Genomic DNA, 12,893 nt, shown 5'->3' on the forward strand with positions numbered 1-12,893 from the left:
GAAACGAATTATATCTTTGCATTCCAATTCGGAACAAGAGTTAAACAAATAACGAAAGCTACGAAATTGTATATAGTGCGGGGTGGAGCAGTTGGTAGCTCGTCGGGCTCATAACCCGAAGGTCATCAGTTCGAGTCTGGTCCCCGCTACCAAAGAAGCCGTGATCTTAATAAGATTAAGGCGCTTCTAAAATGGCCCGTTCGTCTAGGGGTGAGGACGCCAGATTTTCATTCTGGAAACAGGGGTTCGATTCCCCTACGGGCTACAGTAATCATTAAGCAGAGGCTTAGTGAAGTTTTTAAAGGTATAGTGCGGGGTGGAGCAGTTGGTAGCTCGTCGGGCTCATAACCCGAAGGTCATCAGTTCGAGTCTGGTCCCCGCTACCAAAGAAGTCGTGATCGTAAAGATTAAGGCACTTCTAAAATGGCCCGTTCGTCTAGGGGTGAGGACGCCAGATTTTCATTCTGGAAACAGGGGTTCGATTCCCCTACGGGCTACGATCCCGCTTTACGATAAGTAGAGCGGGATTTTTGCTTTTTATGACCTATTTGTAATTTAAATCCCTTCCTAAAACACTTAAAACGTGGGGGCGCCTTGAAAAACTCCCTGTTGAACAATAATTGTAGTTCTGGTTATTTAAATTAATAACCCAGTCTGTTTTTATTTCGATTTACTTTCCTATTTTTGAAGCAACGCAAGCTTTAATGAAATATAAACCCGGACTACATATTTTATCAGAATTTACTTCAGATAAAATGAAATATCTCAGCTCCTCTTCTGATTGTAAAAATCTATTTAACGGCTTGATCAATGGGTATGACCTGCAAAAAGTGGGTGAAGTGTACCATGATTTTGAGAATGGGGGCTTTACCGCGGTGATTTGTCTGACGGAATCACACCTCTCTATTCATACCTGGCCGGAGTATAAGCTGGCAACCTTTGATATCTTCCTGTCGAACTATCAAAAGGATAATACCGAAAAAGTCCAATCCATTTATCAGTCGGTACTTGATTTCTTTGAAGGAATTGAGCAACAGAAAACAGAGGTGATCCGTTAATGGCTAGTCTTAATATTCCCTCATTTCCCTCTGTTGAGACTTTAATCTGTCCTAAATGCGACTGGCGTATTACTTCTTACGATCTTCATGGGAGTGTCTTTTTTGCCTGTCCTAGCTGTAAATCGTACGTGGAACGCTTAAAATCTTTGGAATTTGGTGTGAAAGGGAAATTATCTCCCCCGGTGCTCAAGCCCGTTTTGCCGTTGGGAAGTACTGGCGTTTTAAAAGAGCTCGAATTCAAGGTGATCTGCTACCTGGAGAAAAAAGAACGGAATACGGCCTATTGTTGGCGGGAATATCTGCTGTATAGTCCAGAAAATGGGTATGTTACACTTGCTGAGTTTGACGGACATTGGAGTTTTATCGGAGGAAAAGAAATTTTTCCGGATCTTGCCCATTTTGTCCCTAATGGGCTAAATATGATTCCTTACAATGGATCTGACTACCGGCTATTCAATAAATATGCTCCTGTAGTAACTGCTATGGTTGGAGAAGCAGATTGGGATGTCGTGAATGAAAAAATAGCTGCTTTGGAATTTGTGGCTCCTCCTTTTATGTTGGTGAAGGAGAAAACGCAAAGCAGCCCCCAAAGAGTTGATTATTATTTGGCCGAATATCTGGAACTACAAGTCATTGCGGAAGCTTTTAAGCTGGATTCTGCTGTTTTTCCGGTTAAGACAGGTATTGGGGCAATTCAACCATCCAGATACTATGACCGCTGGAATACATTGTTCCCGATTACCGGGATTGCGATTGTTGTCATATTGCTGCTGCAACTTTTATTTGCCACATTGGTTCCTGAGCAGGAACTGATCAATGATGATTTTGAAATCACGGCCGTTGCGGGAAGTCAGGACAATTCTTTTAAGCCTTTTATTACTCCTGCTTTTTCTTTAAATAGGGTTTCATCCAATATTGAATTTACATTTAGCTCCAGGGTAGACAATAACTGGCTTGAAGCCACCATCGTTTTGATTAATGAGGAGAGCAATAAAACCTGGGAAGTAACTCAGGGTATGGAATATTATCATGGAGTGGAAGATGGTGAATCCTGGGATGAAGGTTCCAGGGAGACTTCTGTTTTAATTTCCGACCTTCCAAGGGGAAAATACCATTTAAATGTTTATCCAGCTTCGGGAGATCAACACCTCAGTAATTTATATATCAGGGCGGTAACAAATGTGAATATGTGGAGAAACACGTTAGTTACCATATTCTTATTGTTGATTTACCCCGCATTTTGTTGGTACATGATGACCCGTTTTGAGAAAAAACGTTGGGATAACAGCGATCATTCACCTTTTGTAAACTAATTGTATGAAATTAAAAGTAATCAGGATATATCTTTTCGTTGTGTTGTTGATGATCGGCGGATTTACTTATGCGTTATGGAATGGCATTACTTACTATGACGATAAGGTGGAAAGAAATACAGAATATAAAGGAAATCGCATCCATTCAGGGTATACAAATAGATTTTATCATAAATAAGAAAAGAATATGAGCTTAAACGAATTGATTAACATCAAATACATCATTGCCTCCCTGGTTTATTCCGTAGTGGGAATCATTGTGCTTTTTGCCGCCTTTTGGGTGATTGAAAAGATCACTCCTGAAAATCTTTGGAAGGAAATACTGGAAAAACGAAATATGGCACTGGCCATCGTTTTTGCAGCTTTTATTATTGCCATCGCTATGATTATCAGCTCGGCTATTCACAGTTAAAATGAACAACAGACTACCCGCACTTTTACTCATCTCTGTTTTTGTTGTGGCCACCTGTGGCCTTATATACGAATTAATTGCAGGTACTCTTGCCAGTTATTTATTAGGTGATTCAGTTACACAGTTTTCTACCATCATTGGTTTGTATCTTTTTTCTATGGGTATTGGCTCATGGATCTCTAAATATTTTGATAAGAACATTTTATCATGGTTTATCCAAATAGAGATCCTGGTTGGTCTTGTGGGAGGGTTCAGTGCGACTATTCTTTTTCTCATATTTGAAAATGTAGCCTCATTCCGAATCGTATTGTATGGATTGGTGAGTTTAACCGGTATTTTGGTAGGCCTGGAAATCCCACTACTTATGCGAATACTTCAGGATCGGTTTGAGTTTAAGGACCTGGTATCAAAGGTTTTTACTTTTGATTACATTGGTGCTTTATTGGCCTCTCTGATTTTTCCTTTGTTACTTATCCCGCATTTGGGTCTCGTAAAAACAGCCTACCTTTTTGGTATACTCAATGTCGTAGTTGCGCTTATTGTTTGTGTCAGCTTTAAAAAGGAGATCAAAGCGGCGGCTTATCTGAAAAGTGCCTCGGCAATCAGCATCCTGCTTTTAGTGGCGGGATTTTTTTACGCAGATAAAATTACCAGTTTTTCTGAGAGCTTAACTTACAGTGATACCATCATCTATTCTAAAAGTACCCCTTATCAACGTATCATTTTAACAAAGAAGAATAAGGTATTGCGACTTTTTTTAAATGGAAACCTGCAGTTTAGTTCAGATGATGAATACCGTTACCATGAGGCTTTGGTTCATCCCGGACTTCAAGCACTGCCGAATGCAAAAAATGTCTTGGTCATGGGTGGTGGCGACGGACTTGCTGTACGTGAAATATTGAAATATCCGCAAGTAGAATCCATCACATTGGTTGATTTGGATAAAGGCATGACTTCACTTTTTCAATCCAATAAAATCCTGTTAGACCTCAATAACAGTTCTTTGCTGTCGCCCAGAGTAAAAGTGATTAATGCGGATGCCTTTACCTGGATTAAGGCTCAAAAGAAACAATATGATTTTATTGTGATTGATTTTCCTGATCCCTCCAGCTATGCCGTGGGTAAATTGTATACCAATTCCTTTTATCAGCTCGTTAAAAGCATTCTTTCACCAAGAGGCTTAATGGTCGTTCAGTCTACCTCACCTTATGTGGCACCCAAGTCCTTTTGGACTGTTAACACAACGCTTGAATGTGTGGGTTTAAAGACGATTCCTTATCATAATTATGTGCCTTCATTTGGCGAGTGGGGATATATTATGGCTACAAATCCAGATAATGTGTATAAGAAGCCTGCAAAATATCTTCCCGGGTTAAAGTTTTTATCGAAAGAAAGTTTTGACCTTATGTTATACTTTCCCAAAGATATGGCCAAGGTAAAAACAGAAGTGAACAAGTTAAACAACCAGATTTTGGTCAAATATTTTGAAGAGGAGTGGGCAAATGTCCTATAACTCCAGACTATCGGATTACATTCAAAGACGGGGCTTTTTATTGAGGGTTGGATTGATTACCGGAGGAATATTTCTGAATGGTTGTTATAAAAGGTTAAAGGCCAAATCTTACGACATTCCAGGAAAGCTTTCAGGTCCAAATGAGAAAGCCGGACACTTATTGAGAGATAAAATATCTTTCCCCAAGCCCTTGGAGCACTCCAAAGTGAAAATATTGATAATCGGGAGTGGTATTTCCGGGCTGTCTGCCGGGCGTTGGCTTAAACAAAGTGGTGAAACAGATTTTGAGATTCTGGAATTGGAGGCTCATAAAGGAGGCAATGCTCATTCCGGGAAAAATAAAGACGCAGCGTATCCACTTGGCGCGCATTATGTTACGGTTGCCAATAATGAAGATGAAGTGCTGATGGATTTCTTTAAAGAAATTAACGTCATTACACATATGGAGAAAGGACTTCCTTATTACAATGAATTTTACCTGACCTTTGATCCAGAAGAGCGGCTGCTGATCAATGGGGAATGGCAGGAAGGTTTAGTTCCTGAGTTTGGTGTCCCTGAGCTCGAGAAAACTCAGATCAAACGCTTCCTTGCTGAAGTGGAAGAACTGAGGTTAAAGAAAGGAGCAGACGGAAAATTTGTTTTTAATGTACCCGTTAGTGAGAGTTCATCTGATAAATCCTACCTGAAATTGGATCTGATGTCTTTTAAAGACTATCTGGATAAAAAAGGTTTTACCTCTAAATATTTATTGTGGTATCTGAATTATGCCTGTAAAGACGATTATGGACGGAAGATCAGCGACGTTTCTGCCTGGGCCGGATTGCACTATTTTGCCTCAAGAAGAGGTCTGGCGGCCAATGCGGAAAGAAATGCGGTACTCACCTGGCCACAGGGCAATGGCTGGCTGATGGAACAATTAGCAGATCCTCTGGATAAATACATTCGAACTTCATCGATGTGTTATCAGCTTGGTTACACGGATAATGGAAAGGTATTGGCATTAGTTTATGATGTAAATACTCAGCAAAACCGGACGATTGAGGCCGAAAAGGTTATTTTGTGTGCACCTCAATATGTGAACAACCGATTACTCCGTGGAATTAAACGTCCCGGGGTTGATTATAAGGAATTGCAGTATGCACCATGGTTAGTAGCTAATATTAAGGTTAGTGCATTGTCGGGAGGTAGGGGAATGGGATTATGTTGGGATAATGTGGCTTATGATACACCCTCAGTAGGGTATGTGAATTCAGGCCAGCAACGATTGAACACAGCTGAAGACGGTCATACGCTGACCTACTACCTGCCCCTTTGTGATTTTGAGCCCGCCGTAGCGAGACTGGCAGCATATTCAAGAAGTTATGAACAATGGCTGGACATTATTATGCCTGAACTGGAATACATACATCCAGGGCTTACAAAAGTAATTACGAATATAGACCTATGGGTTTGGGGACATGGAATGATCTCTCCATCGGTAGACCTGATTTGGGGGGATAACTTGCAACAGGCGAGGAAGGCCATCGATCAAAAGATCTTTTTTGCACATAGTGATTTAAGTGGTATTTCGATTTTTGAAGAGGCTTTTCATCAGGGAATCAGAGCTGCTAAAGAAGTCCTGAAAAATAATGGATAGATTCTATCGTCAACCCTGGCTTCAATCTGCGCTAAGCGACGGTATATTTATCCTGTTGCCGCCTTTTTTCTCTTTACTAATGGTATTGCTTTTTCCTGCACAATTCCAGGAGGCTGAGGGAATCCCTCCGATCTATTGGCTTCTATTGGTTGTTTTCATTGATGTGGCGCATGTATACAGTACCCTATACCGTACTTATTTCAATCCCGATAATTTTAGGCGTCAATCTGCCTTGCTGATTGGCATTCCTTTATTTTGCTATATCGTTGGCGTATTACTTTATCAGTTCGACGATTTATGGTTCTGGAGAATTCTTGCCTATCTTGCTGTCTATCATTTTATCAGACAGCAATATGGATTTATGCGTTTATATTCACGGGAAGAATATTTGCCGGTCTATGTGAAATGTATTGATCAGATTACAATTTATACCGCCGCTGTCTATCCGCTACTGTTCTGGCATCTAAGTTCAAACAGAAATTTCTGCTGGTTTGTAGAAGGAGATTTTCTCCTGTTTAAAAATGAAAGATTGTTGCAGTTGTCTGGCGTCGTTTATATCTTGGTAATTGGTACCTACTTTATTAAAGAGTTTATCCTAATCATCATCAAAAAGCAGGTCAATATCCCAAGAAATTTGTTGGTTCTCGGTACTTTTTTATCCTGGTATTTTGGAATTGTGTACTTTAACGGAGACATGGCATTTACAACCTTAAATGTGATTTCACATGGTATTCCCTATATGGCACTGATCTGGTTTTTTGAGAGGAAAAAGCTATGTCATAAGCCTGGAACAATGAAAGGTAAATTAATGAAGCTTTCCTTTGGCAGGTATGGTGTTTTTTATTTTTTGTTGACTTTAGTGGTATTTGCCTATTTTGAAGAAGGACTTTGGGATGGTTTGGTCTGGGGAGAACATCGTGCTTTGTTCAGTCTGTTTACCCGGTTGCCTCAAATTTCCGATCATCAGTTTTTATCATTGCTGATCCCATTGCTTACTTTACCTCAGGCTACGCATTATGTGCTGGATGGTTTCATCTGGAAATCCAAACATAAATTCTAGAATGACTAAAAATACGATAGTACCTTTTCAAAATAACCCTAAACTTCGTTTTGAACGGGTAAAGGAGCTCAAGAAGGCCCCCGACTTACTTATTCATATGATAACCTTGATTACCATGACAATGGTTTCTTTATAGGATCTGATAACAGAGATGGGCAAAAATGTTCGCTTGAAATATTTTAACCAATACGAGATATTTGAAACCGACAACCCGGATCAATACGAGACCCCAGCTATATGGCTATAGATGGTAAATGTGGCCTTTTAAATGCGAATGGGAAAGAAATAATCCCATGTATTTATGACATCCTATCATTGGCGTTACAAAAAATGATTTTATAAACCTGATTCATGGCAAAAGACTAGTGTACCGTGGAACAAGTGCAAAACCACTGTATATTACTGCTGTCGGCATGGAACTGGATATCGCTGCAGATTTTGTTAAATCGATGAATGGAGATTTTAGGACTCCAATTTTATTAAAGCAACTGGATGTTTTGACAAAGCAGCCCTTTCTTAAAGAATAAGTTTTTTATCAATATGCTAAAAGCATGCTTATCGCCACCTAGTATTTTTTCAACTAAGTGTTTGTCGGCGTTACTACTTTCGTTTGGATGGCTCATCTGAAAGATTAGACAAGGCATCGTTATGAATGTTGCAAAAGAATGAATGTTTCTCTTGAACTTTAAGTATTTCTTAATTATTTATGGAAGGAGCAAACTTTATGCATCTTTATGGTATTGTTAGATTGAATTATTAATCGATTGTACATTTAAAGCCATAATTAATTATGAAAAAACCAGCGTTTTACCTTGCATTTCTTACATTTCCTGTTCTTTTTAGTTGTAATCGGGGAACAGAACAAACTTCGGCTAATGCTACCGACTCATTGATTAACGAGCAATGTTTTGTTGCGGTTGACGGGGTTGATACGGCCAATTTTAATATAAAAACCCTAAGTAGCGGGAAGGTTTCCGGTAATTTGACCATTAACTTTAAGGAGAAAGGAAAGAATGACGGTAAGGTTGAGGGGAAATTCAAAGGGGATACTTTATTTGTCGATTATACCTTTAAGATAGGACTGGAGAATAAAACTATTTATAAGAACCCATTGGCATTCTTAAAAAAAGACGGGAAGTTAGTTCTTGGAGTGGGGCAAATTCAAACTACTTTGGGCAGGTCTTTTTTTGTGAAAGGTAAACCAATTTCATTTGAAAAAGGTAGGTTTACATTTGCTCCTGTCGACTGTAAAAAATAAGATTCGCATCGGTTGATCGTTTCATTCCTAAAAGTTGTGGGGACGAAACGATTGATTTTGTTAATGATTTCATTATAAGTGTGTTGCATTTTTGTAGCGGATAAAATGAATGATTTGAATGTTCTTGTAAATCGCTGTTCATTTTACAAATAAACGCGCTCTTAGTTTAAATAGGGCACTTTTACTGCTTATCGTCAAAAATTCATTGATTTCAGGTCATGGTTGGAATCCAGCTTAAGAAATACAGAATGATTATCTTAGTTTTAGTGTTTGGCCACACCAGGCGAATCCTGAAAAGCCTTGAATAGAGTAGGGACCTTAAATAACATTATTCCTATCATGAAAAATTTAGAACTAACAAATCTTGATGTTCAAGAAATGAGCAGAACTGAGATGAAAACAATTGAAGGCGGTGGGTTATTGGGCGATTTCATTAGCGGTACACTAACTGTCGTTATTACGGCTGCGGGTGCTATTGTAGGAGACACCGTTGCATATGCAAAAAAACAGATCGGTACAGTCTTAACTGCAATTTTTAGCTTGTAAGGATTCTTGAAAACGACCGTTATTCCGAATAACGGTCGTTTTCCTTTGAACAAATCATTATTATCAATGCACTCTAATGGATCTAGTCTTCTTGTTTTTGGGGAAACCAAGTTTAATACGGATTAAAAATAAGAAGTATTAGTAGAAACGATGTGCTGTTTAACACTGTTTTTCGAGCGGCATCAGTTCTATTAAATAATTGGTGTCATTTTAGGAAAATATGCAGATATATGTGCCGTTCGGCTGGAGAAAAAATGAATAAATTGAACAAATAGGAATAAAAGTGCCTATGCATAGAGCGAAACCATGTTCTTTGCTTAAAAGGACATGTATTTTGACGTTTTATTCAGGTGAAATGAGCTTTCGACAGAAATTCCACTCCTTAATCTTTATGGATACTATCATTATATTCGTTTCAGCGTTTGGCCAACCTAGGCGTATCCTGAAAAGCCTTAAATAGAGTAAGGAGTTTAAATTAAAAATCCCTAAATATGAAAAATCTAGAATTAAAGAATCTTGGCGTTCAAGAAATGAACGTTGCTGAAATGACAAAAGTTGAAGGTGGTGGTTTATTAAACGATATCCTAACAGGTGTTGTTGGTTCCGTTGTTGGAACTGTAAATGCTGTTGCTGCTGACGCTTCTGTTTTTTTAAACAAAACATTAACCAATGTTTTGAAATTCGTTTGGAGCCTATAAAAAAGTTATAAGTCACCGTTATTCTGAATTTCAGAATAACGGTTATTTTAAACACTAAAACATGCCACTATCTCCCTATTCTGCCGAAACGATCTCTACTACCTCCATTGTCTACCGCTCACAAATCAGCAAATCATCCCAACTCATTTATCAAGTTACCCTGTTGGTTGTATTGTTGACTTTTGCGGCACTTCCATTTATTAAAACACCCATCACCATTAAAGGAAATGGCGTTTTACAATCTTCTCTCGAAAAAACGGAATTAAACATACCTGTCAACGGCCGGTTGGTTCAATATAGACTTACTGATAATAAAAAGATAAAACAAGGAGATACTATTCTTGTGATTGATGGCGGATTACCAAAGCAACAGAGTGTCCTGGTACAGGGGCGTGAAGGTCAGCTTAGTCAGTTTCTTCAGGATATCAATATGCTGTTGTCTTTCCAAACACTTGACAAAACCAATTCTCCAAGCCTGCAAACCGGACAATACAATGCCTCCTGGCAACAGTTTGTACAGGAATTGGAAAATGCCGGAATTGCAAAAATGCAGGCAGCAAGCACTTTTGCACGTTACAATAAGTTATACGAAAATAAGGTACTCACGGAATCTGAGTACGAAAAATATAAGTTTGAACTGGAACAAGCAACCTCGGCCTATCAAATGGTACGGGCTAAATATAAAACACAATGGCAAACGGAAGCAAATGGTTTTCGTAATGAATTACGCCAGCTTTCCGGCCAGCAAGCAGAACTGACAGAGCAAAAAAAGCAGTATGTATTGAGGGCTGCAACCAGCGGGTCTGTTCAAAACCTCAGTGGCATACAAAAGGGAGCTTATGTTTTTGCAAATCAGAAAATCGGAGAAATATCGCCGGATGCGAGCTTAACTGCATTTTGTTATATCAAACCATCAGATATCGGGCTTATAAAAAAAGGCCAGGAGGTGCGTTTTCAGATTGATGCCTATAATTATAATCAATGGGGATCTGCACAGGGAGAGGTCATAGATATCTCCGATGATATCGTTGTTTTAAATGGGAATCAGCCCGTATTCAAGGTGAAGTGTAGTCTGAACCAGGATCATTTGATCCTAAAGAATGGTTATAAAGGTTTCTTAAAGAAAGGAATGAATTTTACTGCCCGTTTCACGGTAACCAGCCGTAGTTTATATCAGTTGTTATATGATAAAGTTGATGATTGGGTCAATCCAAATGTCAGTGATAAGACCTAAAGCTATGAGCACTAAAGTAAAACAACGAGACATTACAGATTGCGGTGCAGCTTGCCTGGCCTCTATCGCATCGCATTATAAACTGGATTTGCCGGTGGCAAAAATCAGACAGTTTGCGGGGACGGATAAAAAAGGAACCAATGTTTTAGGGATGGTGGAAGCCGCTCAGAAGTTAGGTTTTGAGGCCAAGGGTGTAAAAGGACCTTTTGAAAGTTTATTTAAAATACCAAAACCCGCAGTCGCACACCTCATTGTCAAAGATATTCTGCAGCATTATGTCGTGATCTATAAAGTGAATAGTAAGTTTATCGATGTGATGGACCCTATTGACGGCCAAATGCACCGCAGGACACACGAGGCATTTAAAGATGAATGGACCGGCGCTTTAGTGTTGTTGCTACCTTCAGAAGAGTTCGAAACGGGAAATGAAAAGGTTTCTGTTTCCGGACGTTTCTGGAACTTAATAAGACCACATAAGAGCATTTTAATCCAGGCTTTATTTGGGGCTATCGTATATACCATTTTAGGCTTGTCCACTTCTATCTTTGTGCAAAAGCTGGTTGACTTTGTATTGGTTGATGGTAACAGAAACCTGCTCAATCTGATGAGTATTGCGATGGTGGTCATCCTGATCATCCAGCTGTTTGTTGGAATGACAAAGACGATCTTTACGCTGAAAACGGGACAGATGATTGATTCTCAATTGATCTTAGGATATTATAAACACCTGTTAAGATTGCCGCAGCAATTTTTCGATACGATGCGCGTCGGGGAGATTATTTCCAGGATTAATGATGCGGTCAAGATACGGGCTTTTCTAAATGATGTCAGCATTAATTTTCTGGTAAATATTTTCATTGTGGTGTTTTCATTTGCGATGATGTTTACCTATTACTGGAAGCTTGCTTTACTGATGCTGGCCGTAATTCCTTTGTATTTGCTGATCTATTTTGTGGCTGATAAGCTCAATAAAAAAGCGCAACGCTTATTGATGGAAGATTCTGCCGAGCTGGAGTCCCAGCTTGTAGAAAGTCTCAATGCAGTAGGGACCATCAAACGTTTTGGCCTGGAATCTTTTGCCAATGAAAAGACAGAAGTTCGCTTTGTAAAACTATTGAAGGATGGTTTTAAATCTAATATGAATTCTGTTTTTGCAGGAACGTCCTCAGAACTCACCTCCCGCTTATTGACAATTATCCTGCTATGGGTGGGAGCGGGATATGTAATAGACAGCAAGATAACGCCTGGAGAGCTGTTGTCATTCTATACGCTGATCGGCTATTTTACAGGACCGGTTTCTTCTCTGATAGGGATGAATAAAACGGTCCAGGATGCGGTAATTGCTGCGGATAGGTTATTTGAAATTATGGATCTGGAACGTGAAAATGACGAGAATCAGGTAGAACTAAGCCCTGATAAAATCGGAGATATTCATTTTGAAAATGTATCTTTTCGTTATGGAACCAGAGTTTCTGTTTTTGACAATTTAAACCTGATCCTTCCTAAAGGAAAATTTACTGCAATAGTGGGCGAAAGTGGTTCCGGAAAATCTACCTTAATGTCAATTCTGCAGAATATTTACCCGATTCAGGGAGGAAATGTGCGGATTGGAAAATATGATTTGAAATACATAAAAACAGCCTCTCTCCGCCGTGCTGTTTCTGTCGTCCCCCAGCAAATAGATCTGTTTGCCGGTAACGTGATTGAAAATATTGCCATAGGAGATTACGAACCAGATATGCAAAAGATCATTGACATTTCCACTCAATTGGGCTTGATTGGTTTCATTGAATCCTTACCCAGAGGCTTTCAAACCTATCTGGGAGAGAACGGAGCAACCTTGTCCGGCGGACAAAGGCAAAGAATTGCCATCGCAAGGGCACTGTACCGCGATCCCGAAATTCTTATCCTTGACGAGGCTACTTCGTCACTCGACTCTGCGTCTGAAAAATATGTACAAAGAATGATCGATATTCTCAAATCAAAACAGAAGACGGTGATTGTTATTGCACATCGACTGAGTACCCTGAGCAATGCCGATAAAATCATTGTGCTCGATAAAGGTGTTGTTGTAGAACAAGGAAGCCATAAAGAGTTGCGTTTTAGCCCGAATTCAGCCTATGCTAACCTTTGGAAGCTTCAGTTGCCCGAAGAGATTTGATCAT

Annotated in this window: 12 protein-coding genes and 4 tRNA genes; all 16 read left to right on the forward strand. The window is 39.4% G+C overall.

The features are described from left to right. Nucleotides 1-76 precede the first annotated feature (76 nt). Nucleotides 77-152: transfer RNA gene (locus BLQ87_RS15855), tRNA-Met, on the forward strand. A gap of 41 nt (nucleotides 153-193) precedes the next feature. Further along, nucleotides 194-265: transfer RNA gene (locus BLQ87_RS15860), tRNA-Glu, on the forward strand. 45 nt (nucleotides 266-310) lie between these two features. Beyond that, nucleotides 311-386, forward strand: a tRNA-Met gene (locus BLQ87_RS15865). A 39-nt stretch (nucleotides 387-425) separates the two neighbouring features. Continuing rightward, a tRNA-Glu gene (locus tag BLQ87_RS15870) sits at nucleotides 426-497 on the forward strand. 207 nt (nucleotides 498-704) lie between these two features. Further along, nucleotides 705-1,058 (forward strand): S-adenosylmethionine decarboxylase family protein, encoded by a 354-nt coding sequence (locus BLQ87_RS15875; RefSeq protein ID WP_074608540.1) that lies wholly within the window; start codon nucleotides 705-707, stop codon nucleotides 1,056-1,058. Then, entirely contained in the window at nucleotides 1,058-2,371 is a 1,314-nt protein-coding gene (locus BLQ87_RS15880; RefSeq protein ID WP_083361899.1) for a DUF4178 domain-containing protein, read from the forward strand. Before BLQ87_RS15875 ends, BLQ87_RS15880 begins: the two co-directional genes overlap by 1 nt. 4 nt (nucleotides 2,372-2,375) lie before the next feature. Continuing rightward, nucleotides 2,376-2,549: a hypothetical protein gene (locus BLQ87_RS33785; protein ID WP_172664889.1), complete on the forward strand. Its 174-nt coding sequence runs from the start codon at nucleotides 2,376-2,378 to the stop codon at nucleotides 2,547-2,549. Nucleotides 2,550-2,558: 9 nt separating this feature from the next. Beyond that, entirely contained in the window at nucleotides 2,559-2,783 is a 225-nt protein-coding gene (locus BLQ87_RS15885) for a DUF350 domain-containing protein (RefSeq protein ID WP_074608546.1), read from the forward strand. Between the two features lies 1 nt (nucleotide 2,784). After that, the gene (locus BLQ87_RS15890) at nucleotides 2,785-4,296 is read left to right on the forward strand and encodes a polyamine aminopropyltransferase (protein WP_074608547.1); all 1,512 of its coding nucleotides are present in this window, start codon (nucleotides 2,785-2,787) and stop codon (nucleotides 4,294-4,296) included. Then, on the forward strand, nucleotides 4,286-5,932 hold the full coding sequence (locus BLQ87_RS15895; RefSeq protein WP_074608549.1) for an FAD-dependent oxidoreductase: 1,647 nt from the start codon (nucleotides 4,286-4,288) through the stop codon (nucleotides 5,930-5,932). The genes BLQ87_RS15890 and BLQ87_RS15895 overlap by 11 nt, the downstream gene beginning before the upstream one ends. Then, a complete protein-coding gene (locus BLQ87_RS15900) occupies nucleotides 5,925-6,992 on the forward strand; it encodes a hypothetical protein (protein WP_074608551.1) in 1,068 nt (355 codons plus the stop codon). The genes BLQ87_RS15895 and BLQ87_RS15900 overlap by 8 nt, the downstream gene beginning before the upstream one ends. A 790-nt stretch (nucleotides 6,993-7,782) precedes the next feature. Continuing rightward, on the forward strand, nucleotides 7,783-8,250 hold the full coding sequence (locus tag BLQ87_RS15905) for a hypothetical protein (RefSeq protein ID WP_074608553.1): 468 nt from the start codon (nucleotides 7,783-7,785) through the stop codon (nucleotides 8,248-8,250). A gap of 339 nt (nucleotides 8,251-8,589) precedes the next feature. Further along, nucleotides 8,590-8,796 (forward strand): hypothetical protein, encoded by a 207-nt coding sequence (locus BLQ87_RS15910; protein ID WP_074608555.1) that lies wholly within the window; start codon nucleotides 8,590-8,592, stop codon nucleotides 8,794-8,796. Between the two features lie 491 nt (nucleotides 8,797-9,287). Next, nucleotides 9,288-9,494 carry a hypothetical protein gene (locus BLQ87_RS15915; protein WP_074608558.1) on the forward strand — a complete coding sequence of 69 codons (207 nt, stop codon included), beginning with the start codon at nucleotides 9,288-9,290 and terminating at the stop codon, nucleotides 9,492-9,494. Between the two features lie 61 nt (nucleotides 9,495-9,555). Then, nucleotides 9,556-10,728, forward strand: a complete 1,173-nt coding sequence (locus tag BLQ87_RS15920) for an HlyD family secretion protein (RefSeq protein WP_074608560.1) — start codon at nucleotides 9,556-9,558, stop codon at nucleotides 10,726-10,728. 4 nt (nucleotides 10,729-10,732) lie between these two features. Continuing rightward, nucleotides 10,733-12,889: a peptidase domain-containing ABC transporter gene (locus BLQ87_RS15925; protein ID WP_074608562.1), complete on the forward strand. Its 2,157-nt coding sequence runs from the start codon at nucleotides 10,733-10,735 to the stop codon at nucleotides 12,887-12,889. The last annotated feature ends 4 nt before the right edge of the window (nucleotides 12,890-12,893 follow it).

Origin of the sequence: Pedobacter steynii (genome assembly GCF_900103665.1) — a bacterium.
Classification (GTDB): Bacteria; Bacteroidota; Bacteroidia; order Sphingobacteriales; family Sphingobacteriaceae; genus Pedobacter; species Pedobacter steynii.

Excerpts from the sequence above, each read along its gene's own strand:
- BLQ87_RS15875 (WP_074608540.1), top strand. The coding sequence starts at position 705 with ATGAAATATAAACCCGGACTACATATTTTATCAGAATTTACTTCAGAT.
- BLQ87_RS15880 (WP_083361899.1), top strand. The coding sequence starts at position 1,058 with ATGGCTAGTCTTAATATTCCCTCATTTCCCTCTGTTGAGACTTTAATC.
- BLQ87_RS33785 (WP_172664889.1), top strand. The coding sequence starts at position 2,376 with ATGAAATTAAAAGTAATCAGGATATATCTTTTCGTTGTGTTGTTGATG.
- BLQ87_RS15885 (WP_074608546.1), top strand. The coding sequence starts at position 2,559 with ATGAGCTTAAACGAATTGATTAACATCAAATACATCATTGCCTCCCTG.
- BLQ87_RS15890 (WP_074608547.1), top strand. The coding sequence starts at position 2,785 with ATGAACAACAGACTACCCGCACTTTTACTCATCTCTGTTTTTGTTGTG.
- BLQ87_RS15895 (WP_074608549.1), top strand. The coding sequence starts at position 4,286 with ATGTCCTATAACTCCAGACTATCGGATTACATTCAAAGACGGGGCTTT.
- BLQ87_RS15900 (WP_074608551.1), top strand. The coding sequence starts at position 5,925 with ATGGATAGATTCTATCGTCAACCCTGGCTTCAATCTGCGCTAAGCGAC.
- BLQ87_RS15905 (WP_074608553.1), top strand. The coding sequence starts at position 7,783 with ATGAAAAAACCAGCGTTTTACCTTGCATTTCTTACATTTCCTGTTCTT.
- BLQ87_RS15910 (WP_074608555.1), top strand. The coding sequence starts at position 8,590 with ATGAAAAATTTAGAACTAACAAATCTTGATGTTCAAGAAATGAGCAGA.
- BLQ87_RS15915 (WP_074608558.1), top strand. The coding sequence starts at position 9,288 with ATGAAAAATCTAGAATTAAAGAATCTTGGCGTTCAAGAAATGAACGTT.
- BLQ87_RS15920 (WP_074608560.1), top strand. The coding sequence starts at position 9,556 with ATGCCACTATCTCCCTATTCTGCCGAAACGATCTCTACTACCTCCATT.
- BLQ87_RS15925 (WP_074608562.1), top strand. The coding sequence starts at position 10,733 with ATGAGCACTAAAGTAAAACAACGAGACATTACAGATTGCGGTGCAGCT.